Genomic DNA, 26,995 nt, shown 5'->3' with positions numbered 1-26,995 from the left:
TCAGGCGCTCTGCGGCGTGCTTGCAGTGTGACGGACAGCGTGCGCGGCGACGAGATTCGATGACGCCGCACCCAGGGTGCTCGCGCGCGCGACGAGCTGCACCGGCAAGCGGATCTCGCTCGTGGCAGGCGCTTCTTCGAGCAGCAGTTCGACGCCGCGCCGCCCGAGCGCTTCCTTGTCGACGGCGATCGTCGAGAGCGGCGGCGTGGCGTGCGTGGCGCCCGCGATATCGTCGAAACCGATGATCGCGATGTCCTCGGGCACGCGCAGGCCGTTGGCGAGGCACACGCGCATGGCGGCGAGCGCGGCGGCGTCGTTGTAGGCGAACAGGGCGTCGGGCGGCGGGCGCGGGGTTGGGTATCCCGAGCGCGCCGCATCGATCAAGCGCTGCATGGCGAGCGACGCGCCCGTGTCGGGGTCGAGGCCGCCGTCGATCGTCGTTTCGAGCGACGGGTCGAACAGCAGGCCCGCCTCGAAGAACGCGCGCCGGTAGCCGAGCGCGCGCTGCGCGATGCTGTAGTGCGCGAGCGACCCGCCGATGAACGCAATGCGCCGCCGCCCGAGTTCGAACAGATGCTGCATGGCGAGCGCGGCGCCCGCCGCGTTGTCGATGTTCACCGAGCGCAGGCCCGGCGCCCACAGGTCGATCAGCACGAGCGGCCGCTGCAGCGCGACGAGCGCGGCGAGCATTTCCGGCTCGACGAAACCCGCCACGGCGATGGCGTCGGGCGCGTGCAGGCGCAACTGCTGGACGGTGTCGTCGGCGGGGCCGGCCGTGAGCAGCGCGGGCACGATGCCGTGTTCGCGGCAGGCGTCTTCCACGCCGTGCAGCACGTGCGAGAAGAACGGGCTTGCCGCGAAGTTGTTGTGCTGGCGATGGAGCAGGAAGGTGAGCCGGCGAATGCGCGGGCGCAGTTGCGCGCAGTCATAGCCGAGCGTGCGCGCGACTTCGACGATGCGTTCGCGCGTGGCTTCGGAAAGGCCTGGCTGGTTTTTCAACGCGCGCGACACGGTGCCGATCGACACGTTGGCGGCCTGCGCGACGTCACGAATGGTTGTCCCCATGGTTCCTGGCTTGCGGTGAGCGCGGTGAGCGTTCCGGGAGTGGTCAGGTGTGCGGCGATTGTATAGTAAAAATCGGTCCAAAAAACCCGGATCTACGCCTCAAATTCCAGGTAAATACCAGTAAACAATGAAATAAACGCAAACTTGTGTGTTTAGTAAAAATAACTAAACGGTTGCGGGTATGGCGATTGCGGAAGCTCGGGCATTCACAATCGACGTACGGAGGCATCATGCTCGGCACCCTGCTTCTGGTCATTCTGATCCTGCTGCTCATTGGCGCGTTTCCAGCGTGGCCGCACAGCCGCTCGTGGGGCTACGCGCCTTCGGGCACGCTCGGCATCGTCGTTATCGTGGTGGTCGTGCTGGTGTTGATGGGGACGATCTAGCGACGGCGTAGCGGCGAGGAAACAAAAGCAGAACGGGCCGGCGCGCGGCATGAGCCGCGCGGCCGGCCCGCGCTTTTTTGGGGCTGCCGCCGGGGAAGATTCCCGCCGTTATGACGCGTTGGCGCCTTCGCCTGCTGTCGGGCCAAGCGTGGGGAGGAGGTCGGCGCTCGTGCTGCCGTCGATCACGACGAGTCCGCTGGCTTCCTGTTTCGCGCGGCGCTTGGCGAGGGCCGCGAGCGAAGCGATGGCGTCGCTGCTGTGCTGTGCGCCTTCGCCCGGCGCGACGCGCACGCAGCCTATCGCCATCGTCACGAAGGTAAAGAAGGTCGCGCTGCCATAGCGATCCTCGCCGTGAATGCCGCCCGCGAGCCGGTCGCCCGGCGCGTAGAAGCGCTGCGCGCCTTCGTTGAACGCTTCGATCGCCTGGCGCGCGCGCTCGCGCCACGTCTCGCTCTGGAACAGGATCAGGAAGTCGTCGCCGCCCACATGGCCGAGGAAGTCGCGTGTGGGGTCGCAGGCGTCGGCGAGCACCGTCGCGGCGAACTTGAGCACCTCGTCGCCTTGCCAGTAGCCGTACTGATCGTTGAAGGGCTTGAACAGGTTCAGGTCGACGTAGCACGCGTGAAAGCCCGCGTCGTGCGAGAGCAGGCGCTCGATATGAGAGCTGATCGGAATGTTGCCCGGCAGGAAGGTGAGCGGATTCGCGTAACGCGCGGCCTGGATGCGCACCTCCGTCACCGCGCGCACGAGGCTTTCGCCCGTGCCGAGTCCGGCATAGCGGCCGTTGTCGGTGATCACGAAGCCATCGGCGAGATAGCGCTGGTCGTCGCTCGCGAGGAGCGTGGCCATCTGCTCGACGCTCATCGACTGCTCGATCAGCACCGGCTGCGCGTTGGCGAATTGCAGGCAGGCCTTCTTGCCGAACAGCTCGCGGTGGTAGGGCAGCGCATAGCGGTCCATGAACGCGCGCCGGTTGATGAGCGCAACGGGCGCTTCGTCTTCCACCACGGCCACCGCGTGCAGATCGGGCTGGCCGTTGAACAGTTCGAGCACGTCGTTGTTGGTTGCGTGGCGCGGCAGCGCGGGCGCGCGCACGAGCATCTTGCTGGCGGGCGCGCCGCCGCCCGCCGGCTGCGTGGCGGCGCTGCGCGTGGCCTCGGGGAACACGGCGATATGGTCCGCCCGAATCGCTTCGCGCGCTTCGCGTGCGAGCACGCGCAGCGGCTCTCCGTTGGGGCGGCCAAAGAAAAAGCCCTGGCCGCAGTCGATACCCATGTCGCGCAGCACGATCAGGTCGGCGGCGTTCTCGATGCCTTCCGCCACGAGGCGCGCGCCGCTCGCCTGCGCGAAATGCTGCATGGCGCGCACGGCTTCGAACTTGAGCGCGTCGTGGGCGATGTCATGGATGAAGAAGCGATCGATCTTCACGACATCGGGCTGCAGCTGCACCCAGAGGTTGAGGCTGGCGTTGGCGGTGCCGTAGTCGTCGAGCGCGAACTGGGCGCCCGCCGCGCGCAACGTTTCGACCACGGGCGAGAAGTTGCGCAGGTCGTGGATGGCGCTCTGCTCGGTGAGTTCGATCACAAAGCGCGTCGGATCGATCGGGCCGTCGAAGAGTGCAAGCGCGGCGTCGCCGGCAGCGGTGAGCTGGCGCAGTGCGTCGGCGCTGAAATTGAGGAACAGCTTGCCGGGGCAGTCGAGCCCGGCGAACGTTTCGATGCAGGTGCGGGCGGCCGCGCGTTCGAGCGCGGCGGTGCAGTGTTCGTCGCCGGCGCGCGCGAAGAGGGCGGCGGGCGTTTCGAGCGGCGAGCCGGCCGGCCCGCGAATGAGGCCCTCATAGCCGAGGATCGCGCCACCGTCGAAATCGACAATGGGCTGGAAGACCGCGCGTAGCTGGCGCTGGGCGATCAGTGCCCCGACGCCGGGCGTGGCGTGATGGAGTGGCGCGCGAGCAGACGCAGACATGGACAGGCCAGAACGGGCGAAGACGTTGAACTTAACGGCATATCATCGGATGAATTAAATGAAATTTTGGTGACAGTGCCGCGAAGCCCACGTTTTGAACGTGCGGCGCATGCGGGCGGAACGCGGGGGAGGGGCTGGAGGCAGAGATGGGTGCGCCGCGAGCTGGCCGCGGCGTTTGCTGCAGCAGGGCGACGATTGCTCGCCGCCCTGAACGAAGAAGCTCGTTGGCGCTTACCGGCGCGCGGCCGTAGCAGTCGTCGTGCGCTCACCCGCGCCGGCGCGCGATTCGTCGCCTGCGCTGGCGGCGCGCTCGGCGCTCATGTCGCGGGCGCCCCAGCGTTGGGCGAGCGCCGCGCACACCATGAGCTGGATCTGGTGGAACAGCATGAGCGGCAGCACGACCGCGCCCACGGCGTTCGAGGCGAAGATGACCTTCGCCATCGGCACGCCGGCCGCGAGGCTCTTTTTCGAGCCGCAGAAAATGATGGTGATCTGGTCGGCGCGCGAGAACCCGAGCTTCTTGCTCGTGTAAATCGTGATGCCAAGCGCCAGCGCGAGCAGCACCGCGTTCACGACGAGCAGCCCGCCGAGCGCGGCGAGCGGAATGTGATGCCAAAGCCCTTCGTTCACGGCCTCGGAAAATGCGCCGAACACCACGAGCAGGATCGAGCCCTGATCGACGAACTTGAGCACACCCTTGTTGCGCTCGATCCAGCGGCCGATCACCGGGCGCAGCAACTGGCCCGCCACGAACGGCACGAGCAGTTGCAGCACGATGTTCCACACGGTGTGCCAGGCCGACCCGCCGCCCGCGTTCTGGTTCGTGACGATCAGGCTCACGAGCGCGGGCGTGACGAAGATCCCGATCAGGCTCGACGCCGAAGCGCTGCAAACGGCTGCAGGCACGTTGCCGCGCGCCATCGAGGTAAAGGCGATGGACGACTGCACCGTGGAGGGCAGCGTGCAGAGGAACAGCACGCCCGCGTAGAGCGCCGGGGTGACGAGCGGCGAAAGCACGGGCTTAAGCGCGAGCCCCAGCGCGGGAAAGAGCACGAAGGTGCTGAGCAGGACGACGATGTGCAGCCGCCAGTGCGTCGCGCCGGCGACGATCGCCTCGCGCGAAAGCTTGGCGCCGTGCAGGAAGAACAGCAGGCCGACCGCGACATTGGTCAGCCAGTTGAAACCGGTGGCGGCCTGGCCGTGCACCGGGAACAGGCTCGCAAGAATCACCGTGCCGACAAGGCAAAGGGTGAAGTTATCGGGCAGGAATTTCGGACGTGCCATCGGACAATCTCTAGTGCGCGCCTGGGCGCTGGCTGCGCGCAATCGGTGTGCGTGCAACGAGTGAATCGGAACGCCTATTGTCGGCGCAAGCCGATTGAAAAAGCAAATTCATTTGAAGCATCGATTGATGACGGATACGCATGGATCGTCAAGATCGATGACTCGTTTATGCCGGATTCCTCATCGACGTGCGAGGGGCATTCGCGCGCCGCAAAAGTCGTCAGGAGTCCGCGCATTCTTCAGATGTTGAGCCCTTGCTCAAGCATCAAGCGGAGCGCTCCCCTGGCTGCCCGAAGAGCCTTGCCGGACGGCCTTCCCGGGCCGCGTCCGGAGCCAGAAAACCCAGCAGTAACATGGTGTTACAACCCTTCGGGCGGCATAACATCTTTTGGCTCGACACCCATTCGGCACGCCCATAAATTACCGTCAAAGGGACGCCCGGAATCGTTGTGGCGGCAATCGTTACGCGCTGCGCGGCGTGCGTCCCGGGACTGGCCCGCCATGGCCCGAGTGGCGGGTTGCCAAGCGCAAACGTCGGGCAGGCGAAACGTCACAATGCACGCAGGGTTGTCAAAACTGGGACAGTGGATCTTGGGGGCCGGATTAGCGGCCCTCGTTGCGCTCGCCCATGCTCAGCCCGGTTTTTCGGGGCACGGCGGGGGCGGCGGCTTTGCGCGCGCGCCTTCCATGCCCGCCATGCATTCGATGCCTGCCATGCATTCGATGCCCGCGCCGCGGGCCGGCATGTCGTGGGGCGGCGGCTACCACGGCGCCCCCGAGCGCGCCCGCGGCCCCGCCGCAGCGCCCATGCGCGTGGCCGATCAGGGCGGCCGCTATGAACGCGGCGGCAACCGTGCGCCGAACCAGTGGCAAGGGCAAGTCCAGCAACAGGCTCCCCGCCGCGACTACAGCTATGGCACGCCGTTCGGCGGCTACGGCGGCTATCCCCGCGGCAACCCCATTACGCCCGTGAGCGCGGAAACGCGCCAGGTGCCGCATCCGCCGGCCGACTCGCCGGTGCGCGCGGGCTCGATCCGCGAAGACGTTGCCCGTTACAACGAAGAGCGCGGCGGTACCTACCGGCCGTTCCCGCGCAACGGCGGCGAGGTCCCGCGCCCGCCCATGCCCTCGCCTTACCGCAATTAAGCGCTGCCCTCGCGGCCGCTTTCGCTTTCTCCCCGCCTCACGCTTTCTGCGCTTTTCTCCCGTTTTCTACCGTTGATTCGCTTCAGGCACTGACCTGCTAGCGCCGCCGAAACACGTCCAAAACAAGCCCGGTTTGTCCACGTTACGAAAACTGACGCGTGGATACCACACTTTTTTGGAAATCTCTCGTCATACAGATCCCTTTCGTCTGAAATCTCGCTTTCGTTTCGGCGGCGCGTCACCGGCAGCCCCCGCGCGTGCGGGAGCGCCCCGCTGGGCGCGGCCCGGCAGGCTGCGCGTCGCGGTGATGCAGCGCAGCGCAAGGCAGAGTCGACAGCGATTAAACAGGTCTTTTGGACGGCAAACTAATCCGCCCGATATACCGGCAATAACACCGTTTATTTTTGACCACATAAATGGTCCGCAAAGATGGATCCGCCCAGAACGGCCACGCCTGCGAACGACGAAAAAACAAAGCTTTGCGCGAGCGCCTCAGCCGCCCGACACCTTTTTTTGACAAAGACTGGAGAACCCATGAATACAACGGTCAGCCGCGTGCTGCGCACCACCCTCAAGGCGAGCGCGCTCGCCGCTGTTCTTGCCGCCGCGTCCTCGTCGGCGTTTGCGCAGTCGAGCGTCCAGCTCTATGGCCAGGTTGACGAATGGGTCGGGGCGACGAAATTTCCGGGCGGCCAGACCGCCTGGAACGTGGGCGGCGGCGGCATGTCCACGTCGTACTGGGGCATGAAGGGCTCTGAGGACCTGGGTGGCGGCTACAAGGCGATCTTCACGCTGGAAAGCTTCTTCCGCGCACAGAACGGCCAGTTCGGCCGCTTCGAAGGCGACACGTTCTTCGCGCGCAACGCGTACGTTGGCCTCGAGTCGCCGTACGGCACGGTCACGGCAGGGCGCCTGACGACGCAACTGTTCGTCTCGACGATTCTCTTCAACCCGTTTGGCGATTCGTACACCTTCTCGCCGATGGTGTACCACGTGTACCTCGGCCTCTCGACGTTCCCGACCTACACGACCGACCAGGGCGTGGTGGGCGACTCGGGCTGGAACAACGCGGTCCAGTACTCCACGCCGAACTTCAACGGCCTCTCGGGCTCGGCGATGTACGCGTTCGGCAACCAGGCCGGCTCGAACGGCTCGAAGAAGTGGAGCGTGCAGGGCCTGTACTTCCATGGCCCGTTCGCGGCCACCGCCGTTTATCAGTACGTGAACTTCAACAACACGCCGGGCGACATCGGCAGCATCGTGAGCGGCGACACGACCATCGTCGGCCTGAAGAGCCAGGGCGTCGCACAGCTCGGTCTCTCGTACGATCTCAAGTTCGTGAAGTTCTTCGGCCAGTACATGTACACGGCGAACTGGCAGCAGGAAGGCAGCTGGCACGTGAACACGGCGCAGGGTGGCGTGACGGCGCCCGTCGGCCCGGGCACGGTCATGGCTTCGTACGCCTACTCGCGCAACGGCGGCGGCCTGAACCAGACGCGCCAGACGGCGGCCATCGGCTACGACTATCCGCTCTCGAAGCGCACCGACGTCTACGCGGCGTACATGTACGACCACTTCGACAACATGTCGAGCGGCCAGACCTACGGCGTGGGTCTGCGCGCGAAGTTCTGACCGGCGCTGCCGCTCAGGTCGACGTTCAAGGTTCGACAGCCAAACCCCGCGCTGCGTGCAGCGCGGGGTTTTTTGCTTTCTGGACGGCCAGATGCCAGGCGTACCTGCGCGTTTCAACACCCGCGTTTGATAAAACGAGGAAAATATCGACGATTGATTCCCGTTTATTTATGTTCGAGTTGAAGGCCGCACCATGGATACCCTCGTCAGCATGAAAGTGTTCCGCCAGGTGGTGGAGGCGGGCAGCTTCGTCGCGGCGGCCGAGCGCATGGACATGTCCGCCGCGATGGCGAGCAAGCATGTGATGCATCTGGAGCAGCAGCTTGGCGCGCGTTTGCTGAACCGCACCACGCGCCGCGTCGCGCCCACCGAGGCGGGGCGCGAGTATTACGAGCGCGTGGCGCTGGCGCTCACCGAGCTCGACGAAGCCGGCCAGGCGGTGGGCGCGGCGAGCGTCGTGCCGCAAGGGCGGCTGCGCGTGTCGTCGCTCACGGCGTTCGGGCTGCGTCATGTGATGGGCGCGGTTGCCGACTACGCAGCCGGATTCCCGCAGGTGACCGTCGACATCACGCTCTCCGACCGCGTGGTCGAGCTGATCGACGAGGGTTTCGACGTGGCGATCCGCGCCGCGCCTTCGGGGCTCAAGTCGTCGTCGCTGATCGCGCGGCCGCTCGCCACCGCGCACATCGTGCTGTGCGCGTCGCCGGAGTACCTGCGCCGCCACGGCGTGCCGAAGACCGTGGCCGATCTCGCCCGGCACAACTTCGTTCAGTACGCGGGGGCGTCGGCCCAGGAACTCGCGCCGTTCGCGGAGGGCGCGGGCGGCGTGAAGCCGAAGCCGGGCGGCAACCTCATCGTCAATCACCTGGAGGCGCTGCGCGTGGTGGTGTTGCAGGGCGGCGGGCTCTCGATGCTCGGCACCGAGGTGGTGGGCGACGATATCGCCGAAGGGCGCCTCGTGCCGCTGCTCGTCGACGCGCTGCCGCCGCGCGAGCTGCCGATCTATGCCGTGTACGCGAGCCGCCGCCATCTTTCGGCGAAGGTGCGCTCGTTCGTCGACTTCCTCGCCGCGCGCTTTTCGGAGCGCGAACTGTGGCCGGGCGTGGAGGCGATCCGCGCGGCGGCGGTCAATGCCGACGCTGCACGAAGCGCTGTCACGGCGCGCTGACGTTGGCCCTCGCTACGCCGAGCGGCTCACACCGAGCCGCGCTTTCGTCTCTTCGTACTCACGCCTCAGGCGCTCGATGAGATCGGCCACGGAGGGGACGTCGTCCATCAGGCCCACGCCCTGGCCTGCGCCCCACACGTCTTTCCAGGCTTTCGCCTTCGAGGTGCCCGCGCCGAAATCCATCTTCGTCTTGTCCGACTCGGGCAGCGCATCCGGATCGAGCCCGGCGTTCACGATGCTCTCGCGGATGTAGTTGCCGTGCACGCCGGTGAAGAGGTTCGTATAGACGATGTCGGCGGCCTTCGCTTCGAGAATGGCGTGCTTGTAGTCCTCCACCGCGTGCGCTTCTTTGGTCGCGATGAAGCGCGTGCCCATGTAGGCGAGATCCGCGCCCATGGCCTGGGCGGCCAGGATCGAGCCGCCGTTGGCGATCGCGCCCGACAGCACGATCGGGCCGTCGAAGATACGCCGCACTTCGCCCACCAGCGCGAACGGCGAGATTGTGCCGGCATGGCCGCCCGCGCCCGCGGCCACGAGGATCAGGCCGTCCACGCCCGCTTCGAGCGCCTTGGCGGCATGGCGCAGGTTGATGACGTCGTGCAGCACGATGCCGCCGTAGCCGTGCACGGCGTCGAGCAGTTCGCGCGGCGGCGCGCGCAGGCTCGTGATGAAGATCGGCACGTGGTGCTCGACGCACACGCGCACGTCGTGCTCGAGCCGCGCATTCGACTGATGCACGATCTGGTTCACGGCGACCGGCCCGATGACGGCTTCGGGGTTCGCGGCCTTGTACGCGGTGAGTTCCTCCCGGATCTGCGTGAGCCAGACACCCAGCTCCTCGGCAGGTCGCGCGTTGAGCGCCGGAAACGACCCGACGATGCCCGCCTTGCACTGCGCGAGCACCAGCTGCGGGTAGCTGACGATAAACATCGGCGAGCCCACGACGGGCAGCGAGAGGTTTTGCAGGACGGCGGGCAGTGCCATGGGGAGGTCTCCTTGCGGCGCTTCGGCAGGTGGCGCGGCGGGCGCACGCGAATGGGGTGCCGGTATCGACTGGGCGCGATTTAACTTGATCAGGCGCAATCGCACAGGAAATCGCGACGTGATTCGATCGCGAAAACGGCCGTTCGATTATAGGCTTGGGGTTGTTCGGGCATCTCTCGCGCGGCATTCGAGGGAGTGTTCGGTTTCTACCGTTGTGGGCCCAAAAGCACGTTTGCGAGTTGTGCTCGCCTCATACAATGACCGCAGACCAACAAACACAAGAGACGAGCCCCATGCCCTTCGACGGATTCCAGCCTTTCACCGTTCGCACTGCGGGCGGCGTAGACATCTGCGGCGTGAAGGGCGGCGACGGACCGCCGCTATTGCTGCTGCACGGCCATCCGCAAACTCACATGATCTGGCACCGGTGCGCCACGGCGCTCGCACAGCATTTCACCGTCATCGCGACGGATCTGCGCGGCTACGGCGCCTCCTCGAAACCGGCCAGCGACGACACCCACGCCGCCTATTCGAAACGCACGATGGCGGCCGACCAGGTCGAGGTGATGCGCCACTTCGGCCACGAGCGCTTTCTGGTCTGCGCACACGACCGCGGCGCGCGCGTCGCGCATCGCATGGCGCTTGACCACCCGAACGCGGTCGAACGGCTCATGCTGCTCGACATCGCGCCCACGCTCGCCATGTACGAGCAAACCGACCGCGAATTCGCCACGCTCTACTTCCACTGGTTCTTCCTGATCCAGCCCGAGCCGTTGCCGGAAACGCTCATCGAAGCGAACCCCGACGTCTATATCGAGCGCGTCATGGGCAGCCGCCACGCGGGACTCGCACCCTTCGCGCCGAAGGCGCTCGGCGCCTACCGCGCGGCGCTGCGCCAGCCGGGCGCGGTGCACGCGATGTGCGAGGACTACCGCGCCTCCGCGACCATCGACCTCGAGCACGACCGCGCCGACCTCGAGCGCGGCAACAAGGTGGCGTGTCCGCTGCGTGTGCTGTGGGGCGCGGAAGGCGTGATCGAGCGCTGCTTCGACCCGCTCGCCGAATGGCGCAAGGTGGCGCGCGACGTGAGTGGGCGCGCGCTGCCGTGCGGCCACTACATTCCCGAGGAGGCGAGCGAGGCGCTGGTCGAGGAGATGCTGGCGTTCTTCGAGACTACGGAGCAATGAGCGGCGGCGGCGCCTGGCCGCCGCACCACTGCATCAGCTCAGCGGCGGCAGTCGGCGCGGCACTGGTGTGGACTTGACGATGGCCGTGCTGGTTTCGGCGCGCTCGGTGACTTTCGCGAGAATCTCGTCGAGCTGTTCGATCGAGTGCAGATAAAGCCGGGCGATGAAGCAGTCGTCGCCCGTGACCTTGTCGCACTCCACGAATTCGGGAATGCGCCGCAGCACCTCTTCCACCAGATGCAATTGCCCGGGCAGCGGCTTCACGCGCACGATGGCCTGCAGCGTGTAGCCGAGCGCGCGCGGATCGATCTGCACCGTATAGCCGCCGATCACACCTTGCGCTTCGAGCCGGCGCAGCCGCTCGGACGTGCTCGGCGCCGAAAGCCCCACGTGCTTGGCCAGTTCGGCGACGCTCGCCCGGGCGTCCTCGGCGAGCGCCGCGAGCAGCATGCGGTCGATGTCGTCGAGCGGCGCGGCGGCGGGCGTTGGGTTGGGACGTCGGTTCATGATCGCGCGGGTGCTCCGCCAGGTTAGCCTTTCAATCGAAGGCAAGTGTTGCCTTTCGCCTAAGTTTAGCCATGTATTCCCCGCCTTGCAGCCGATAAACTGGCTGGCAGATGCGAAGGGCTGCGCGCCCTTTGTCCGCCATTTAGAGGATGCAAGCTGATGTCTTCCACCACTCCCGAAATTCGCCGCGGCGCGGCGGAGATGATCGTCGCGATGCTGATGTCCGGCACCATCGGCTGGCTCGTGGTCGCCTCGCGGCAGGCACCGATCAATATCGCCTTCTTGCGCTGCGTACTCGGCGGCGCGACGCTCACGCTCGTATGCGCCGCGCTCGGCCTGCTGCGCCGCAAGCATCTGCCGCTGCGCACGCTTGCGCTCGCCGTGCTGGGGGGCGCAGCCATCGTCGCGAACTGGGTGCTGCTGTTCGCCGCCTATTCGCGTGCTTCGATCTCCATGGCTACGGCCGTCTACAACACGCAGCCCTTCATGCTCGTCGGTCTCGGCGTGGTCATTTTGCGCGAGCGCGTGAGCGCCTCGACGCTCGCGTGGCTCGCGGTGGCCTTCCTTGGCCTCGTGTGCGTGGTCGAGGTGCAGCCCGCCGTGCTCGCGGTGCCCGGCGAGTATCTGCAAGGCGTGGCCTACGCGGCGGGCGCGGCGTTTCTCTACGCAATCTCGTCGATCATCACGCGGCATCTGAAGGGCACGCCACCGCATCTCCTCGCGCTCGTGCAACTCGCCTTCGGCGCGCTCGTGCTCGCGCCGTTCATCCACTACGGTACGCTGCCGGCCACGCCGCTGCACTGGGCGCAGCTCGTCACGCTCGGCGTCGTGCACACGGGCATCATGTACGTGCTGCTTTACGGCGCGATCCAGAAGCTGCCCACGGCGATGACAGGCGCGCTCTCGTTCATCTACCCGGTGGTCGCGATCCTCGTGGACTGGTTCGCGTTCGGTCAGCGCCTCGCGTGGATCCAGGTGGTGGGCGCCGCGCTGATCCTGGTCGCGGCGGCGGGCGTGAATCTCGGCTGGCGGATCGTGCCGCAACGGCGCGACGCGCGTTCGGCGTAACTGACGCCTGAGGTGCGCCTGACGCACCTGTGCTTCGCCATGTGAGGGTGGCCGCCCTGGCCGCATAATGGCGCGGTTCGAACCCGCGACCTTTTCCCCGCATGACGCAATTTCCCGCCAACCAGGACGAAGCCGAACTCGCGCGCGCCAAGCGCCGCGCGCTGCTGCTGCTGCTCGGTGCGGCGGCCGTGTTCGTCGGCACGGCGCTGTCGCCGCCCGGCATCGTGATCGATGGCGTGAAGGCCGTGAGCGAAGCCGCCATGGTTGGCGCGCTCGCCGACTGGTTCGCCGTAGTCGCGCTGTTTCGCCGCGTGCCGATTCCGTTCGTTTCGGCGCGCACGGGCGTGATTCCGCGCAACAAGGACCGCATTGCCGACGAGCTTGCCAACTTCGTGCGCGACAAATTTCTCGACGTGGGCTCGCTCGTCGGTCTGATCCGCCGTCACGACCCGGTCGAGCGGCTTGGCACGTGGCTGAGCGCGCCGCTCAACGCGCAGCGCCTGGGCAATTACGCGGTGCGCATGATGTCGGGCGTGCTCGGCCTCACCGACGACGCGCGCATCCAGAACTTCATTCGCGAGGGCCTGCATGCCGCACTCGAGCGCGTCGATCTCTCGAAGTCGGCGGGCGCGATTCTCGACACGCTCACCAAAGACGGCCGCCACCAGGAACTGCTTGACCAGGTGCTCGACCAGCTCGGCACGCTGCTGCGCGACGAGGGTACGCGCGCGTTCGTCGCAACGGCCATCGTCGATTGGCTCAAGAGCGACTATCCGACGACCGAGAAGTTTCTGCCAACGGAGTGGATTGGCGAGAGCGGCGCGCGCGTGGTGGAGAGCGCGGTGAACCGGCTGCTGCTGCAGGTGAGCGGGGATCGCGAGCATCATCTGCGCCGGAAGTTCGACGAAGTGGTGGGAAAGCTGATCGTGCAGCTCAAGAGCGATCCGGCCTTCCTGCGCAAAGGCGAGGAGCTGAAGGCGAGCCTGCGCGAGGGCAGCGCGCTCAACGAGTACACGCGCGCGCTGTGGGACAGTCTGCGCGCGTGGCTGCGCGATGATCTCGCGCGAGAGGACTCCGAACTGCACGCGAAGGTGGCCGCAACGGGCCGGTGGCTAGGCGAGACGCTTGCCGCCGACGCCGAGCTGCGCGCCTCGCTCAACGGTCACCTCGAGGACGCCGCGCGCGCCATGGCGCCCGACTTCGCGCGCTATCTCACGCATCACATCCGCGACACCGTGCAGAACTGGGACACGCGCGAAACGGCGCGGCTCATCGAGCTCAAAATCGGCAAGGATCTGCAAGAAATTCGCGTGAACGGCACGGTGATCGGCGGCGCGATCGGCTTGGGCCTCTATCTGTGCTCGCATCTGTTCGAGCTTGCGCGGCTGAAGATGGGTTACTGATTTGATTCGTATTCCAGATCAATCACCCGGGCAGAGGCGCGTGAAACCGCAGCCGTAGGTCATCTGTAGGGAAATCACCGATGCTTCGGGATTTTTGGCGCGAGTATCATGGTTTGACAGTTTGATCACGTCAGAGCTAATTCAAACGCTCGTTCGGAAACGGACGAGCGTTTTTTTTCGCCTTTTTATGCGGCCCGGCTAGACCGCTGCCGCCGGGGCTTCGAGTCGCTCGCCATTCGCGATCAGCGCGCCGCTCTTCGCCAGCTCCCCGGCCAGCTCGCGCAGCAGCGCCGGCCACGCGCCTCGCGGGGCGAGCTGCTGCGCCGCGGCGCGCAGGCAGGCGGCGCTTTCGAGCATCGTCATGAGCGAGTCGAAAGTCATCGCACGTACCTCCAGCAGCTTGAAGACGATCAGCACCTTGAGCGCGTTCTTCGCGTTGCGTGCCGGGTCGGCGCGCAGCCAGGCAAGGCGTGAAAACGCGCGCTCGAGTGCCGCTTCGACGTTAGCGAACGGCTTGCCGTGGCCGGGAATGACCGTGCGCACGTCGAGCTTCGCAATGGCTTCCAGCACCGCTTGCTGCTCGGCGAAACCGCTTGCGCCGTCGAGCTCGGGAAAAATCACGCCGAAGCCGTGTTCCCAAAGCGCATCCGCGCTGATGAGCAGGCGCGGCCCGGCAGCATAGAGCATCACCGAGTCGGGGTCGTGCCCCGGTGCGCCGATCACCTCCCATTCGAAGCCGCCCAGCGTGAGCTGTTCGCCCGCCGCGAGCGTGCCTGTGAACGCGAATCGCTCGCAGGTCTGCCCGGTGGCGAGAAAGCTCAAACGCGCTTCGTCCCAGTCGCGCACGATCGCCGCGCTTGCAGCCGGAATGAGCGTCGCGCAGGGCCAGTGCGCCTGCAGCTGCGCGTTGCCGCCGCAATGGTCCGAATGCAGGTGCGTGTTGACGATCAGGTCGAGCGCTCGCGGGCCCAGCGCGTGGCGCACGAGCGCGAGGGTTTGTTCGGCGTGCGTGGCGTAGCCGGTATCGACGAGTGCGGCGCGCGCCTCGTCGACGAGCAGCACGTTGTTCGACGAGAGCCAGCCGCGCTCGAAAACGCGGATCGATTCAGGGAGTGCGGGCGTTGCACTCATGCTTGCGCGTGCTCCGGTTTCGGCATGACGAGGATCGTCGCGCGGCCCACCACGAGCACTTCGCCTTTCTGGTTCACGGCCTCGCCCGCTAGCTTCACGAGGTCACCGTTCAGGCTAGGCTTCCACCACGCTTCTTCCACGCGCCATTCGAACGTGATCGTGTCGTGCGCGTGTGCGGCGCGCTTGAGCTTCATGTCGAATTCGAGCCCGAGCGGCTGCGCGTACTGCGAGTAGTGCGTGGCGAGCAGCGCCATGAAATGCGCGGTGGGCTGCGTGCCCGAAGCAATGAGGCCACCAAAGCGGCTTTGCGCGGCGTACGCTTCGTCGTGGTGCAACGGGTTCAGGTCGTTCACGAGCAGTCCGAACGATTTCACCGATTCGGGCGTGAGCTGAAGCGTCGAACGGAACGTTTCCCCGAGCGTGACGACGCGGGCGGGCGCGTTCATTGTTTTTCTCCTTGCGCTCGCCCTTGCGATTTGAAGCGCTGCGCAACCCATTCGGCGTGCCGCGCGTCGATCGCATCCCAGACGGCGCGCTTTGCCGCTTCGTCGAGCGTGGACCAGCTGGCAATTTCGTCGATCGTGCGCAGACACCCCTCGCACAAGCCGCTGCGCTCATCCATGCGGCAGATGTTGATGCAAGGCGAGGGCGGCGGCACGACGCTGTCTGCGCTGTCGTGAATCGCGGTCATGCTCACGCGTCGCGCAGCGCGACGTCCACCACGGGCGCGCCGGTCAGCGCTTCGAGCTCCTGTGGCGAGAGGTTGAACACCGCATGCGGATGGCCTGCAGCGGCCCACAGGCTTTCGAGTTCGAACAGATCGGCGTCGATCAGCGTGACGGGCGTCGTGGCGTGACCGATCGGGCACACGCCGCCAATGGCATAGCCGGTCTTCTCGCGCACGAACTTCGCGTCGGCGCGGCCGATTTCGCCCACGTGCGCAGCCACTTTCTTTTCGTCCACGCGGTTTGCGCCGCTCGCGATCACGAGCACGGGCGCATCGTCTTCGCGGCGGCGGAACAGGATCGACTTGGCGATCTGCGCGACTTCGCAGCCAAGGCCCGCAGCAGCTTCGGCGGACGTCTTGCCGGTTTCCGGCAGCATCACGACCGGCTTGGCGTGCCCGCGCTCGCGCAGCATCAGGGCCACACGGCGCGCGGAGTCGGGCAGGGCGTCGAGGTTGTCGAGGGTTTCCGTCATGAGTTGATTTCCTTCGTACTGCGATTCGATATTCGATGCATCGCGCGTCACGAGCAGGCGGCTTCGCTGCGCGCCTTCGCGAGCAGCGCCTTGCCCGCGCGCGAGACGTTCGCCCGGCCGATGGCGGTCGAGATGAAGTCGCCCGCCGCCACCACCTGGTTCAGGTCGATGCCGGTTTGAATGCCGAGGCCGTTCATGAGGTACAGCACGTCTTCGGTCGCGACGTTGCCCGTGGCGCCCTTCGCGTACGGGCAGCCGCCAAGACCCGCGACCGACGCGTGAAAAATGGCGATGCCTTCTTCGAGCGCCGCGTAGATGTTGGCGAGCGCCTGGCCGTAGGTGTCGTGGAAGTGGCCCGAGAGCCGCTCGCGCGGAAACACCTTCGTCACCGCTTCGAACACTTCGTGCACGCGCCTGGCCGTGCCCACGCCGATGGTGTCGGCAATGTCGATCTCATCGCAGCCGAGCGCGGCGAAGCGCTCCACCACGTCGACGACCGAAGCGACCGGCACTTCGCCCTGATACGGGCAACCGAGCGAGCACGACACGCTGCCGCGAATGCGCACGCCGTGCTCCTTCGCGGCTTGCGCCACGGGCGCAAAGCGCTCGATGCTTTCCGCGATCGAGCAGTTGATGTTCTTCTGCGAGAACGCCTCGCTCGCTGCGCCGAAGATCACGATTTCGTCCGCACGCGCGGCGAGCGCGCCTTCGAAGCCGCGCAAATTCGGCGTGAGGACCGAGTAGATCGCACCCGCGCGGCGCTCGATGCCGGCCATGACGTCGGCGCCGTCTGCCATCTGCGGGACCCACTTGGGCGAGACGAACGAGGCGGCTTCGATGTTCGGAAAGCCTGCGGCCGATAGCCGGTTGATGAGCTCGATCTTCGTTGCGGTGGCAACGAATTCTTTCTCGTTTTGCAGGCCGTCGCGCGGCCCGACTTCGACGATCTTCACTGCGGTGGGTAATGCCATTGCCGTGTCTCCAACGAATATTTGAAATGCCTTGCGATGCTTCGATGCTCCGGCGTTCAGTAACCGCGCCCGACGTGCACCACGCCGCTCACGGTTTCGCCGCGAGCGAGCGCGCCGATCTTGTCGGCGACCTGCGAGATCGCTTCGTCGCGCAACGTGAGCGCCGAACTGTGCGGCGTGATCGTGATGCGCGGCTCGCGCCAGAAGGGATGATCGGGCGGTAGCGGCTCTTCGCGGAACACGTCGAGCGTGGCCGCCGCGAGCGTGCCGTTGGCGAGCGCGTCGAGCAGGTCCTGTTCGTCCAGATGCGTGCCGCGCGCCACGTTCACGAGATACGCGCCGCGCGGGAGCTTGACGAAGGTGCGCGCGTTGAGCACGCTTTCGGTGTCGGGTGTGGCGGGCAGCAGGTTCACGAGCACCTTGACGCCGTCGAGGAAGGCGTCGAACTGCTCGCCATGCAGCTCGCCCGAAAACGTTTCGATGCCCTCGATCGTCTTCGCGCTGCGCGAAAAGCCGCGCACCGGCACGCCGAGCGAGGCGACCGCGTGCGCGACCTGCGCGCCCAGCACGCCAAGGCCGAGCACGCCCACCGTGAAGGTTTCGTGCGGATGCGGCGCCAGCACGTGCCATTCGCGGCGCGCCTGCGCGAGCGCGTATTCGTCGAAGCGGCGCAGGTAGCGCAGCACGGCGTGCTGCACGTACTCGCTCATTTGCCGGCCCATGCCCGAGTCTTCGAGCCGCACGAGCATGGCGGTGCCCGGCAGCGTGCCCGGCCGCTCGCGTTCGTGGGCGAGGATCGCGTCGACGCCCGCGCCCAGATTGAAGATGGCGCGCAGGCCCGGCACGCCGAAAAGCTCGCGCGGCGGGTGCCAGACGACTGCGTAATCGGCGGGATCGGTGTCGCCGGGCTGCCACTCGCGCAACTCGGCGTCGGGCAGGGCGCGCGCGAGGCCGTGCAGCCATGTGGAGGCGTCGGTCTGCGGGAACCAGAAAATGATCTTCATGATGGGTGAACCTGTCCCTGGTATGCGGGTGTGGCTGCCAGCGGCACGGTAGCGCCGCGTGCACTGGCACCATTCTACTTTTTCGGGCCTGCGGCCGCCGGGCAAATCGCGGCGCGGCGTGCCTCCCGCCGGGCCGCTGCTAGGGCGCGGAAAAGCTAAGCAAAAAAAATTGGTTCGGCGCGCGCGGCTTGCAAGCCACAATCCCTTCACGCCGTGTTCCAGCGAGGAAAAAATCATGCTTTCGTGCGCGCAAATGCGTTGGCCGCCCCGCCTCGTCACCGTGCCGGGCCTGCACGGCAGCGACGGCGCCCACTGGCAGAGCTGGCTCGAACGGCAGTTCGCGCGCTCGCTGCGCGCGGAGCAGGACGACTGGGACGCGCCGGATCTCGCGGTTTGGGGCGCGGCGCTCGCGCGGCGGCTCGCCGGGGAGCGCGGCCCGTTCCTGCTGGCCGCGCACAGCTTCGGCTGCCTTGTGACGGCGCATGCGCTACATACGGGCGTGCTGGGGGAAAACGGCGCCGACATTGCGGGCGTGCTGTTCGTTGCGCCCGCGAGTCCCGAGAAGTTCCGCTTCGCCGGCGCATTCGAGGCGCGGCAGCTTCCCGTGCCGTCCATTCTCATCGGCAGCGAAACCGATCCGTGGATGCCGCTCGAAGGCGCCCGCGCGCTTGCGCAGCAGTTGGGCAGCACGTTCGTGAACCTTGGCGATGCAGGACACATCAACACGGCGGCAGGCTTCGGCCCGTGGCCGCGCGCGAAGTATTTCGTCGATACGCTGATCCACGGCGCAGCACCAGGGCGGCTGCGCGACGAGGCGTTCGACCAGAGCGGTCCGGCGTACGCCTGAGCCGAGCCACAGCAAACTGCGGTTCAGCGTTCCTCGCGCTCAGTGCTTGAGCGCCGAGCGCAACAACCGCGCCGTGTGGAGTGCGATCATCCCTTCTTCGTCGGTGCGGATCGCGAATACCGGCACGCGGCTTTCGCGCGCGCTCACCCGTTCATTGCCCTGACTGCTGCCCACCTCGTTGGCTTGCGCGTCGAGCACGGTGCCGAAAATCGGCGCGAGGCGCTCGCATACCTGCGCGCGTATGGGCGCGGCGTGCTCGCCGATGCCCGCCGTGAACACGAGGCCATCGAGGCCGCCCAGCACCACCGCGAGCTTGCCCACCTCCTGCGCAATGCGATACGTATAGAAGTCGATCGCGAGTTTCGCCCGGTCGCTGCCGCTCGCGAGCAGCTCACGCATGTCGCTGCTTAGTCCCGACAAGCCCTTGAGGCCCGACTCCTGATACAGCACCTTCTCGATGGCGTGGTAATCCATGCCCTTCGCGATCATCCAGAGCACGGCGCCCGCGTCGAGCGCGCCGCAGCGCGTGCCCATGGGCAGGCCGTCGAGCGCGGTGAGACCCATGGTCGTCTCCACGCTCTTGCCGTCCTTCATCGCGCACAGGCTCGCGCCGTTGCCCAGGTGCGCGACGATCACGCGCCCGCGCGCAATGTCGGGCGCGACCTGATGCATGTGCTTGGCGATGTACTCGTACGAGAGGCCGTGAAAGCCATAGCGCCGCACGCCCTCGCCGTAGTAGCTGTAGGGCAGTGCGAAAAGCTGCGCCATGATGTCGTTGCCCGCATGGAACGCGGTGTCGAAGCACGCGACCTGCGGCAGTTCGGGCGCGGCCTGGCGCACCGCGCGAATCGCGGCGAGATTGTGCGGCTGATGCAGGGGGGCGAGCGGCGTGAGCGCGTCGAGTTCCTGGATCACTTCGTCGTTGATGAGCACGGCGTCGGCGTAGCGCGCACCGCCGTGCACCACGCGGTGACCGATCGCGGCGGGCGGCGTGTCGCGCAGGCCCACGGCGAGCACGAGGCGCAGAAGCCGAAACGCGGCGTCGTGATCGGCGACCTGGGCGACCGGAAACTTCTCGTCGACGATCAGGCGACCGTCGGCCATATGCGCGACCACGCGCGGCGCGACGCCGATGCCCTCGATCTGCCCGCCCGCGCCATGCAGCGCGCGCGCACCGCCTTCCACGTGGTCGTCTTCGATCACGCGATACACCGAACACTTGATGCTCGACGAACCCGCATTCACGACGAGCACGACGTGGCCTTGATCGGCCGGCTGGGCTTGGACGCTGCTCACAGGATCTCCGTTGCTTTGCGCGAGCGCCGCGCGTGTGCGAGCAGTACGGCGATCGCGCAGCTGCCGATGCGCGAGCGCACGCTGTCGGCGCGGCTCGTGAGGATGACTGGCACGCGCGCGCCGAGGACGATGCCGGCCGCTTCCGCACCGGCAAGGAAGGTGAGTTGCTTGGCGAGCATGTTGCCCGCTTCGAGGTCGGGCACGAGCAGGATGTCGGGGTCGCCGGCCACGGGCGACGTGATGCCCTTGATGCGCGCGGCCTCGGCGCTGATCGCGTTGTCGAAGGCAAGCGGCCCGTCGAGCAGGCCGCCCGTGATCTGGCCGCGGTCGGCCATCTTGCAGAGCGCGGCGGCGTCGATGGTGGAGGGCATCTTTTCGGACACGGTTTCGACCGCGCCGAGAATGGCGACCTTGGGCGTGCCGACGCCCAGCGCCTGCACGAGATCGATCGCGTTGCGCACGATGTCGGCCTTGTCGGCGAGCTTCGGGAAGATGTTGACGGCCGCGTCCGTAATGAAGATCGGCTTGTGGTACGACGGCACGTCCATCGCGAACACGTGCGAGAGGCGGCGCTCGGTGCGCAGGCCGTTCGCGCCGAGCGCGACTTCGTGCAGCAGCTCGTCGCTGTGCAGGCTGCCCTTCATGAGCAGTTCGGCGTCGCCTTCGCGCACGGCGCGCACCGCGAGTTCGGCGGCGGCGTGGCTGTGCGGCGCGTCGATGATGGTGATGCCGTCGAGGCGCAGGTCGGCTTCCTCGGCCACCGCGCGGATCTTCGCTTCGGGGCCCACCAGGATCGGCACGATCAAGCCGAGGTTGGCAGCGTCGAGCGCGCCGGTGAGCGAGGACACGTCGCAGGGATGCGCCACGGCGGTGGGCACGGGCGCGAGGCCGCCGCAACGGGCGAGCAGAACCGAATACTTGTCGGGCGATGACGTCATGGCGGTCTCCACGAGGACCTGCGTTTGAACCACTGCGTTCGAACCATGCTGCGGCGCGCAAAGCCGTAACAGTGTAGACCAGCGTGAGTGACGCAGTCGGCCAGATGCGCGCCAGCGTGCCGCGACATCGTGACACGCCACACGAAGCGTTGGCCGGCACGCCTGTCACGCTTCGTTCACAGCGCGAGGTGATCATGGAGCAGGCACTTGGGGCCGCGGTGTGCCTTGACTTTCGGCATGTCGCCGCCTAACTTTTTAGATGCCGCAGTGCAACATGATCTGGCTCTTTTCATGTCGCGGCCGCGAGGCGCAAGGAACGCGCGCGCGGCCGTGCATGTCCGCCGTGAATATCTTTGCCGGCCCCGTCGTCCGCAATGCCGCCCGCGCGAGGGCGGCGCGGGCAACGGTCAGGCCTCGCGCGCCATCCGTCGTGAAGGCGCGCGTCCACAACCCGCGCCGGCCTGGCGCTTGCTTGCCGCGAGGCGAGCAGGCGCTCCCTTAAAGGAGATTCGTCTCGTGGCAGTTTCCCCCTCCTCGCCGCAGCTTTCGTCGCCGTTTTCCTTTTTGCCCACGTTCGCATCGGGCGCGTCTTTCTGGCCCTTCGCGTCTTTCTGGCCCCTCGCGGGCGCGTCCGACGAGGCGTCATCGCCCCGCACGCCGCTGACCGAAGCGGCTTCGGCTGTCTCTTCAGTTGTCACCCAGGCCATCGAGTCGGCGCAGGCCACGCCTATGCCCGCGCAACCGCTCTACGACTACCTCTACGACGCCTGGCAGCGCAGCGTCCTGTTCCTCGACGTGCTGCGCGAGCGCGGCAACCAGACGTATGTGCACGAGCAGGCGGGCATGCCGCCCGTGCTCGCGTTCGACTACGAAGTGGTTGTCGACGGCCGCGAACTCGACGATCCCTGCAACTACGCTCTCCTGCGCATCAAGCCCGAAGAGGGCGTGCCGACCGACCCGCGCATGCGCCCGTTCGTCGTGATCGATCCGCGTGCGGGCCACGGCCCCGGCATTGCCGGGTTCAAGATGGACAGCGAAGTCGGCATCGCGCTGCGCAAGGGGCACCCGTGCTACTTCGTGACCTTCTTCCCGGTGCCCTGCGAAACGCAGACGATCCAGTCGGTCGCGCAGGCCGAGGGCGTGTTCGTGCAACGCGTGCGCGACCTGCATCCCGACGCGGACGGTCTGCCGTTCATCATTGGCAACTGCCAGGGCGGCTGGGCCGCGGCGCTGCTCGCGGCTTCCGCGCCCGCGCTGGTCGGCCCGCTCATGCTCGCCGGTTCGCCGCTGTCGTACTGGGCCGGCGTGCGCGGCAAGAACCCCATGCGCTATTCGGGCGGCATGCTGGGCGGCTCGTGGATGTCGTCGCTCGCGGCGGATCTCGGCGACGGCCGCTTCGACGGCGCGTATCTCGTGCAGAACTTCGAGTACCTGAATCCGGCCAACACGTACTGGGGCAAGCTCTACAACCTCTATTCGAGGGTCGATTCCGAGCGCGAGCGCTTCCTCGAATTCGAGCGCTGGTGGGGCGGCCATTTCCAGTTGAACCGTGCCGAGATCGACTGGATCGTGCAAAACCTGTTCGTGGGCAATCACCTCACGCGCAACGAAGTGTTCGCGAAGAACGCGCGTTCGCCGGTGGACCTGCGCAACATCCGCACGCCGATCATCGTGCTCGCCTCCTGGGGCGACAACATCACGCCGCCGCAGCAGGCGCTGAACTGGATTCCCGACCTGTATGCGAGCGTCGACGAGATCGTCGCCAACGAGCAGGTGATCGTGTACTGCCTGCACGACAAGGTGGGGCACCTCGGCATCTTCGTTTCGGCGAGCGTGGCCAATAAGGAGCACACCGAACTATTCTCGGCGCTCGACCTGATCGACGTGCTGCCACCGGGCCTTTACGAAGCGAAGATCACCGACTCGACGCCGGAAGCCGGGCGGCTCGAAGCGCTCGAAGGGCGCTACGAGATCCGCTTCGAGCGCCGCACGATCGAAGACATTCTCGCGCTCGACGACGGCCGCGACGACGAGCAGCCCTTCGAAGTGGTGCGCCGTTTTGCGGAGAACAACCAGCGTCTCTATGACCTGGTCGTTTCGCCGTTCGTGCGCGCGTCGAGCAATGCGTACAGCGCGCATGCGCTGCGCGAGTCGCACCCCTCGCGCGTGGAGCGCAGCGTGATCAGCGACGCGAACCCCGCGCTGGGCGTGCTGCCCGCCGTGGCGCAAGCGGTGCGGGAACATCGCAAGCCGGTCGCCCCCGACAATCCGTTCACGCTGCTCGAAAAGCAGGCTTCGGCCACCATCGAGGCGTCGTTGGATGCGTACCGCGACGCGCGCGACGCCTGGATCGAAAGCACCTTCTACAACGTCTACACCGCGCCGTGGGTGCAGGCCTGGGTGGGCGTGACGCCGAACCAGCCGCTCGAGCCGATTGCGCCGCCGCTCATGGCGCTGCGCAAGGAACTTGCGCAGTATCGTTTGCGCGCGGCGCGCGCGCATCTCACGAAGGGCACGCTCGTCGACGCGTTCATGCGCATTGCCGCGTACATCGTCGACGAAATGCATACCGTGCAGTACCGGCCGTTCCAGCGCATGCGTGAACTCGCGCGCGAGTATCTCGGGGATCGTCAGCCGAGCATTGCCGAGCTCAAGGAAGCGGCGCGCCGCCAGGGCGCGATCGTGCAGCTCGACCCGCAGGCGGCGATCGAGGCCTTGCCCGAGATCGTGCCCGACATGAAGTTGCGCCGCGCGCTGCTCGCGGCCGTGTACCGCATCGCGACCGTGTCCGGGCCGCTCGAAGGCGAGCGGCGCGAGCGCTATCGCGACGTGCAGCGTGCGCTGGGCGTCGAGCCGGGCAGCGAGAAGACGGGCTTGCCGCCGCTCGATGGCGGCGGGTCGTCGTCGGATGGCGGCGGCGTTTCTGGCGCTGGCGGCGGTGCGGCGGGCGACACTAGCCTGGAGCCGGGCGTCAAGGCATCCGCCGCCGCACAAGCTGAGGAACCTGAAGCCCCGGTGGCTCCCGCGAGGGCCTCCCGCACGAAGGCCGCCGCAGCGAGCGAAAGCGCCGCCCCGGCAAAACACATTCGTGCGGCGCGCGCCGGCGTGAAGGTGAAGGCGGCGGAACCGGTCGAAGCGAAGAAGGCGCCGGTTGCCGCCAAATCGGCGGCGCGCCGCTCGCGCGCGGCGTCCACGCCCACTGCTACGCGCGCCGCGGGCGCGACGGCCACGCGCCGCCGCGCGACGCGCAGCGCGGGCGAGTAAGGAAGAGCAAAGAGCAGTCCATTCCAGTGTCACCTCGACGCGCCGCATCCCTGCCGATGCGGCGCGTCGTTTTGATGCCGGCACATCGGCCGCCAGATCGGCAACTGCATCCGCGGCCGTCACTGGCCGTCATCCACTGCGAGGTCAGCCATGCATACCCCTCCCGAAAGGCCGCTTGCCGGCATGCGCGCGCTCGTCACCGGCATCGCGAACGCGGATTCAATCGCTTACGGATGCGCCCGCGCATTTGCCGATCTTGGCGCGCAACTCGCCGTCACCTATCTGAACGACAAGGCCAGGCCCTACGTCGAACCGCTCGCCAACGAACTGGGCGCGCAGTTGCTGCTGCCGCTGAACGTCGAGGAGGACGGGCAACTGGATGCCGTGTTCGATGCCGTGCGCGACACGTGGGGCGCGCTCGACATCGTCCTGCACTCCATCGCCTATGCGCCGAAGGAAGATCTGCAGGGCGGTTTGCTCGATTCGTCGGCGCAGGGCTTCGCCTATGCGATGGACGTGTCGTGCCACTCGTTCATCCGTATGGCCAGGCGCGCCGCACCGCTCATGCCGCACGGCGGCACACTGTTCGCCATGAGCTACGACGGCGCGAACCGCGTCGTGCCCAACTACAACCTCATGGGCCCGGTGAAGGCGGCGCTCGAAGCGTCGTGCCGCTATCTCGCGTTTGAACTCGGGCCGCTCGGCATTCGCGTGCACGCCATCTCGCCGGGGCCGCTCAAGACGCGCGCGGCCTCGGGCCTGCCCGACTTCGACCGCATGCTCGCGGAGGCCGTGGACCGCGCACCGCTTGGCGAACTCGTCGACATCATGGACGTGGGTTATGCCACCGCGTATCTGGCCACGCGCTACGCGCGCCGCATGAGCGGCAACACCGTGTACATCGACGGCGGCGCACACATCATGGCGTAAGAGCACGCTTAGCACGCTTAGCACGAAAGCCGAATAGCAAAGCTCGCATCGGTATAAGCGGTGCGCCCCGGCTCGCTAGAATCGAGCGTTCGGCCTGCTTACGAAAATCATGCAAGCAGGCCGAAACGCCTTTCAACGACAGACGGGGATCACCATGGCAGGTTTGGGACGCACGGCGCGCTGGGTCGGCGCGGGCATCATCGCATTGAGCGCAGCGGCGGCGCATGCCGAAACGTCGCTCTTGAACGTCTCGTACGACGTGACGCGCGAGCTGTACAAGGACATCAACGCGAGCTTCATCGCCGACTATCAGAAGAAGACCGGCGAGACCCTGTCGATCAAGCAGTCGCACGGCGCTTCGAGCGCGCAGGCGCTCTCGGTGCTGCAAGGCCTGCAAGCCGACGTCGTGACGATGAACCAGCCCAACGACATCGACCTGCTCGCGCAGCAGGGCCATCTCGTGCCCGCGAACTGGCGCACGCGTCTGCCCGACGCGAGCGCGCCCTATACGACGACGATGGTGTTCCTCGTGCGCAAGGGCAATCCCAAACACATCAAGGATTGGGACGATCTCGCAAAGCCCGGCGTGCAGGTCGTGATCGCCAACCCGAAGACCTCGGGCAATGGCCGCTACGCTTATCTGGCCGCATGGGGCTACCGCAAGCAACAAGGCGCAAGCGACGCGCAGGCGCTCGACTTCGAGCGCGCCCTGCTGAAGAACGTGCCGGTGCTCGACGCGGGCGGCCGGGGCGCGACGACGACGTTCACGCAGCGCGGCATCGGCGACGTGCTCGTGACCTTCGAAAACGAAGTGGCGCTCATCGATACGGGCGTGGGTGCGAAGGACTTCGAAGCGGTCTATCCCTCGGTGAGCTTGCTGGCGGAGCCGCCGGTGACGATCGTCGACAAGGTCGTGGACAAGCGCGGCACGCGCAAGACCGCGCAGGCGTATCTCGACTATCTGTATTCGCCCGCCGCGCAGGAGATCATCGCGCAGCACCATCTGCGTCCGCGCGATGCCGCCGTGCTAGCGAAGCACGCAAACGAGTTCAAGTCGATCAAGACATTCACGGTCGAGCAGGTGTTCGGCAGCTGGCAGAACGCGCAGGCCACGCATTTCGCCGATGGCGGCACGTTCGATCAAATCGTGGCGGACCGCAAGTAACACGCGTCCAGCCGCGCATGAAAAAACGCCTCGCAAATCATCTGCGAGGCGTTTTCGTTTGTGGCGCCGGTCGCGGCGCTAAACCGGCTTAGTACCAGCCGCGATGGCCATTCCATTCGCGGCGGCCGTACCAGCGATGGCCGTCCCAGTAGCGGTCGCCGTGCCAGCCGACCACGATAGCCGGCGGCGCGTAGCCCACGCGCACGGGCGGCGCGACGTAGACCGGACGCGGCGCGACATAAACCGGCGCGGGTGCAACATAAACCGGAGCGGGTGCAACATAAACCGGAGCGGGCACGCCGACATTCAGGCCGACTACCACACCGGCCATCGCGGTTTGCGAGGCGGCCAGGACAAGCGCTCCAGCACCCAGTGCGGCAAAGAGTTTGGTTTTCATTTTGAGCCCCTTCGGTTGAAGATTCGATGGGTTCAATGTAGCCAGGCGCTCGCCCGC

25 protein-coding genes are annotated in these 26,995 nt (G+C 66.7%); 11 read left to right on the top strand and 14 right to left on the bottom strand.

Annotated elements, in window-relative coordinates; translation table 11 throughout:
• Positions 1-1,065: a LacI family DNA-binding transcriptional regulator gene (locus tag U5A58_RS00980; protein WP_321959970.1), complete on the bottom strand. Its 1,065-nt coding sequence runs from the start codon at positions 1,063-1,065 to the stop codon at positions 1-3.
• A gap of 230 nt (positions 1,066-1,295) precedes the next feature.
• On the opposite strand from U5A58_RS00980, the gene U5A58_RS00975 reads away from it, so the two are divergent.
• Positions 1,296-1,451, top strand: coding sequence for a DUF3309 family protein (locus tag U5A58_RS00975; RefSeq protein WP_042296285.1), 156 nt, complete (start codon positions 1,296-1,298; stop codon positions 1,449-1,451).
• 108 nt (positions 1,452-1,559) lie between these two features.
• Here U5A58_RS00975 and U5A58_RS00970 read toward each other — a convergent pair whose 3' ends face one another.
• Entirely contained in the window at positions 1,560-3,416 is a 1,857-nt protein-coding gene (locus U5A58_RS00970; protein WP_321959969.1) for a phosphodiesterase, read from the bottom strand.
• 231 nt (positions 3,417-3,647) lie between these two features.
• Complete coding sequence (locus U5A58_RS00965; RefSeq protein WP_321959968.1) at positions 3,648-4,700, bottom strand: bile acid:sodium symporter family protein; 1,053 nt, start codon at positions 4,698-4,700, stop codon at positions 3,648-3,650.
• 591 nt (positions 4,701-5,291) lie between these two features.
• Between U5A58_RS00965 and U5A58_RS00960 the strand changes: the two genes are divergently transcribed.
• The 3 genes from U5A58_RS00960 to U5A58_RS00950 all read left to right on the top strand — a co-directional run bounded on the left by U5A58_RS00960 (position 5,292) and on the right by U5A58_RS00950 (position 8,646).
• On the top strand, positions 5,292-5,846 hold the full coding sequence (locus tag U5A58_RS00960; protein ID WP_321907488.1) for a hypothetical protein: 555 nt from the start codon (positions 5,292-5,294) through the stop codon (positions 5,844-5,846).
• 534 nt (positions 5,847-6,380) lie between these two features.
• The gene (locus U5A58_RS00955; protein ID WP_321907490.1) at positions 6,381-7,478 is read left to right on the top strand and encodes a porin; all 1,098 of its coding nucleotides are present in this window, start codon (positions 6,381-6,383) and stop codon (positions 7,476-7,478) included.
• A 193-nt stretch (positions 7,479-7,671) separates the two neighbouring features.
• The gene (locus U5A58_RS00950) at positions 7,672-8,646 is read left to right on the top strand and encodes a LysR family transcriptional regulator (RefSeq protein WP_321959966.1); all 975 of its coding nucleotides are present in this window, start codon (positions 7,672-7,674) and stop codon (positions 8,644-8,646) included.
• 12 nt (positions 8,647-8,658) lie between these two features.
• On the opposite strand, the gene U5A58_RS00945 is transcribed toward U5A58_RS00950, so the two are convergent.
• Positions 8,659-9,630, bottom strand: a complete 972-nt coding sequence (locus U5A58_RS00945) for a nitronate monooxygenase family protein (RefSeq protein WP_321959965.1) — start codon at positions 9,628-9,630, stop codon at positions 8,659-8,661.
• Positions 9,631-9,923: 293 nt separating this feature from the next.
• Here U5A58_RS00945 and U5A58_RS00940 point away from each other — a divergent pair, with 293 nt between their 5' ends.
• Complete coding sequence (locus U5A58_RS00940; protein WP_321934392.1) at positions 9,924-10,817, top strand: alpha/beta hydrolase; 894 nt, start codon at positions 9,924-9,926, stop codon at positions 10,815-10,817.
• A gap of 33 nt (positions 10,818-10,850) precedes the next feature.
• Here U5A58_RS00940 and U5A58_RS00935 read toward each other — a convergent pair whose 3' ends face one another.
• Complete coding sequence (locus tag U5A58_RS00935; protein WP_321907495.1) at positions 10,851-11,324, bottom strand: Lrp/AsnC family transcriptional regulator; 474 nt, start codon at positions 11,322-11,324, stop codon at positions 10,851-10,853.
• 159 nt (positions 11,325-11,483) lie between these two features.
• Between U5A58_RS00935 and U5A58_RS00930 the strand changes: the two genes are divergently transcribed.
• Complete coding sequence (locus U5A58_RS00930; protein ID WP_321959964.1) at positions 11,484-12,392, top strand: DMT family transporter; 909 nt, start codon at positions 11,484-11,486, stop codon at positions 12,390-12,392.
• A gap of 101 nt (positions 12,393-12,493) precedes the next feature.
• Entirely contained in the window at positions 12,494-13,795 is a 1,302-nt protein-coding gene (locus U5A58_RS00925; RefSeq protein WP_321959963.1) for a DUF445 domain-containing protein, read from the top strand.
• 198 nt (positions 13,796-13,993) lie between these two features.
• Here U5A58_RS00925 and U5A58_RS00920 read toward each other — a convergent pair whose 3' ends face one another.
• The 6 genes from U5A58_RS00920 to U5A58_RS00895 are packed head-to-tail and all read right to left on the bottom strand — an operon-like array spanning position 13,994 to position 18,101.
• Positions 13,994-14,926, bottom strand: coding sequence for an MBL fold metallo-hydrolase (locus U5A58_RS00920; RefSeq protein ID WP_321959962.1), 933 nt, complete (start codon positions 14,924-14,926; stop codon positions 13,994-13,996).
• Positions 14,923-15,372 carry a MaoC family dehydratase gene (locus tag U5A58_RS00915; protein ID WP_321959961.1) on the bottom strand — a complete coding sequence of 150 codons (450 nt, stop codon included), beginning with the start codon at positions 15,370-15,372 and terminating at the stop codon, positions 14,923-14,925. The genes U5A58_RS00920 and U5A58_RS00915 overlap by 4 nt, the downstream gene beginning before the upstream one ends.
• Positions 15,369-15,617 (bottom strand): DUF1289 domain-containing protein, encoded by a 249-nt coding sequence (locus U5A58_RS00910; RefSeq protein ID WP_321959960.1) that lies wholly within the window; start codon positions 15,615-15,617, stop codon positions 15,369-15,371. The genes U5A58_RS00915 and U5A58_RS00910 overlap by 4 nt, the downstream gene beginning before the upstream one ends.
• 2 nt (positions 15,618-15,619) lie before the next feature.
• On the bottom strand, positions 15,620-16,126 hold the full coding sequence (locus U5A58_RS00905; RefSeq protein WP_321959959.1) for a YbaK/EbsC family protein: 507 nt from the start codon (positions 16,124-16,126) through the stop codon (positions 15,620-15,622).
• Positions 16,127-16,173: 47 nt separating this feature from the next.
• Positions 16,174-17,097 (bottom strand): hydroxymethylglutaryl-CoA lyase, encoded by a 924-nt coding sequence (locus U5A58_RS00900; RefSeq protein ID WP_321959958.1) that lies wholly within the window; start codon positions 17,095-17,097, stop codon positions 16,174-16,176.
• Between the two features lie 56 nt (positions 17,098-17,153).
• The gene (locus tag U5A58_RS00895) at positions 17,154-18,101 is read right to left on the bottom strand and encodes a glyoxylate/hydroxypyruvate reductase A (protein ID WP_321959957.1); all 948 of its coding nucleotides are present in this window, start codon (positions 18,099-18,101) and stop codon (positions 17,154-17,156) included.
• A gap of 235 nt (positions 18,102-18,336) precedes the next feature.
• On the opposite strand from U5A58_RS00895, the gene U5A58_RS00890 reads away from it, so the two are divergent.
• Positions 18,337-18,948 carry an alpha/beta hydrolase gene (locus U5A58_RS00890; RefSeq protein ID WP_321907507.1) on the top strand — a complete coding sequence of 204 codons (612 nt, stop codon included), beginning with the start codon at positions 18,337-18,339 and terminating at the stop codon, positions 18,946-18,948.
• 39 nt (positions 18,949-18,987) lie between these two features.
• Here U5A58_RS00890 and U5A58_RS00885 read toward each other — a convergent pair whose 3' ends face one another.
• On the bottom strand, positions 18,988-20,244 hold the full coding sequence (locus tag U5A58_RS00885) for an acetate/propionate family kinase (protein WP_321907509.1): 1,257 nt from the start codon (positions 20,242-20,244) through the stop codon (positions 18,988-18,990).
• Positions 20,241-21,182, bottom strand: a complete 942-nt coding sequence (locus tag U5A58_RS00880) for a bifunctional enoyl-CoA hydratase/phosphate acetyltransferase (RefSeq protein ID WP_321959956.1) — start codon at positions 21,180-21,182, stop codon at positions 20,241-20,243. Before U5A58_RS00880 ends, U5A58_RS00885 begins: the two co-directional genes overlap by 4 nt.
• 516 nt (positions 21,183-21,698) lie before the next feature.
• On the opposite strand from U5A58_RS00880, the gene U5A58_RS00875 reads away from it, so the two are divergent.
• The 3 genes from U5A58_RS00875 (at position 21,699) to U5A58_RS00865 (ending at position 26,541) form a co-directional block, all read left to right on the top strand.
• A complete protein-coding gene (locus U5A58_RS00875) occupies positions 21,699-24,446 on the top strand; it encodes a DUF3141 domain-containing protein (RefSeq protein ID WP_321959955.1) in 2,748 nt (915 codons plus the stop codon).
• A 150-nt stretch (positions 24,447-24,596) separates the two neighbouring features.
• Entirely contained in the window at positions 24,597-25,376 is a 780-nt protein-coding gene (fabI, locus tag U5A58_RS00870; protein ID WP_321959954.1) for an enoyl-ACP reductase FabI, read from the top strand.
• A 154-nt stretch (positions 25,377-25,530) separates the two neighbouring features.
• Entirely contained in the window at positions 25,531-26,541 is a 1,011-nt protein-coding gene (locus U5A58_RS00865) for a sulfate ABC transporter substrate-binding protein (RefSeq protein ID WP_321959953.1), read from the top strand.
• Between the two features lie 88 nt (positions 26,542-26,629).
• Here U5A58_RS00865 and U5A58_RS00860 read toward each other — a convergent pair whose 3' ends face one another.
• Entirely contained in the window at positions 26,630-26,938 is a 309-nt protein-coding gene (locus U5A58_RS00860; protein WP_321959952.1) for a hypothetical protein, read from the bottom strand.
• Between the last annotated feature and the right edge of the window lie 57 nt (positions 26,939-26,995).

It is taken from the genome of Paraburkholderia sp. J7 (genome assembly GCF_905220155.1).
Taxonomy (GTDB): Bacteria; Pseudomonadota; Gammaproteobacteria; order Burkholderiales; family Burkholderiaceae; genus Paraburkholderia.
This window is presented reverse-complemented; position numbering and strand designations above follow the sequence as displayed.

What these genes read in the sequence shown, in the direction of transcription:
- U5A58_RS00980 (WP_321959970.1), bottom strand. Translation starts at nt 1,065, where the DNA reads ATGGGGACAACCATTCGTGACGTCGCGCAGGCCGCCAACGTGTCGATC.
- U5A58_RS00975 (WP_042296285.1), top strand. Translation starts at nt 1,296, where the DNA reads ATGCTCGGCACCCTGCTTCTGGTCATTCTGATCCTGCTGCTCATTGGC.
- U5A58_RS00970 (WP_321959969.1), bottom strand. Translation starts at nt 3,416, where the DNA reads ATGTCTGCGTCTGCTCGCGCGCCACTCCATCACGCCACGCCCGGCGTC.
- U5A58_RS00965 (WP_321959968.1), bottom strand. Translation starts at nt 4,700, where the DNA reads ATGGCACGTCCGAAATTCCTGCCCGATAACTTCACCCTTTGCCTTGTC.
- U5A58_RS00955 (WP_321907490.1), top strand. Translation starts at nt 6,381, where the DNA reads ATGAATACAACGGTCAGCCGCGTGCTGCGCACCACCCTCAAGGCGAGC.
- U5A58_RS00950 (WP_321959966.1), top strand. Translation starts at nt 7,672, where the DNA reads ATGGATACCCTCGTCAGCATGAAAGTGTTCCGCCAGGTGGTGGAGGCG.
- U5A58_RS00945 (WP_321959965.1), bottom strand. Translation starts at nt 9,630, where the DNA reads ATGGCACTGCCCGCCGTCCTGCAAAACCTCTCGCTGCCCGTCGTGGGC.
- U5A58_RS00940 (WP_321934392.1), top strand. Translation starts at nt 9,924, where the DNA reads ATGCCCTTCGACGGATTCCAGCCTTTCACCGTTCGCACTGCGGGCGGC.
- U5A58_RS00935 (WP_321907495.1), bottom strand. Translation starts at nt 11,324, where the DNA reads ATGAACCGACGTCCCAACCCAACGCCCGCCGCCGCGCCGCTCGACGAC.
- U5A58_RS00930 (WP_321959964.1), top strand. Translation starts at nt 11,484, where the DNA reads ATGTCTTCCACCACTCCCGAAATTCGCCGCGGCGCGGCGGAGATGATC.
- U5A58_RS00925 (WP_321959963.1), top strand. Translation starts at nt 12,494, where the DNA reads ATGACGCAATTTCCCGCCAACCAGGACGAAGCCGAACTCGCGCGCGCC.
- U5A58_RS00920 (WP_321959962.1), bottom strand. Translation starts at nt 14,926, where the DNA reads ATGAGTGCAACGCCCGCACTCCCTGAATCGATCCGCGTTTTCGAGCGC.
- U5A58_RS00915 (WP_321959961.1), bottom strand. Translation starts at nt 15,372, where the DNA reads ATGAACGCGCCCGCCCGCGTCGTCACGCTCGGGGAAACGTTCCGTTCG.
- U5A58_RS00910 (WP_321959960.1), bottom strand. Translation starts at nt 15,617, where the DNA reads ATGACCGCGATTCACGACAGCGCAGACAGCGTCGTGCCGCCGCCCTCG.
- U5A58_RS00905 (WP_321959959.1), bottom strand. Translation starts at nt 16,126, where the DNA reads ATGACGGAAACCCTCGACAACCTCGACGCCCTGCCCGACTCCGCGCGC.
- U5A58_RS00900 (WP_321959958.1), bottom strand. Translation starts at nt 17,097, where the DNA reads ATGGCATTACCCACCGCAGTGAAGATCGTCGAAGTCGGGCCGCGCGAC.
- U5A58_RS00895 (WP_321959957.1), bottom strand. Translation starts at nt 18,101, where the DNA reads ATGAAGATCATTTTCTGGTTCCCGCAGACCGACGCCTCCACATGGCTG.
- U5A58_RS00890 (WP_321907507.1), top strand. Translation starts at nt 18,337, where the DNA reads ATGCTTTCGTGCGCGCAAATGCGTTGGCCGCCCCGCCTCGTCACCGTG.
- U5A58_RS00880 (WP_321959956.1), bottom strand. Translation starts at nt 21,182, where the DNA reads ATGACGTCATCGCCCGACAAGTATTCGGTTCTGCTCGCCCGTTGCGGC.
- fabI (WP_321959954.1), top strand. Translation starts at nt 24,597, where the DNA reads ATGCATACCCCTCCCGAAAGGCCGCTTGCCGGCATGCGCGCGCTCGTC.
- U5A58_RS00865 (WP_321959953.1), top strand. Translation starts at nt 25,531, where the DNA reads ATGGCAGGTTTGGGACGCACGGCGCGCTGGGTCGGCGCGGGCATCATC.
- U5A58_RS00860 (WP_321959952.1), bottom strand. Translation starts at nt 26,938, where the DNA reads ATGAAAACCAAACTCTTTGCCGCACTGGGTGCTGGAGCGCTTGTCCTG.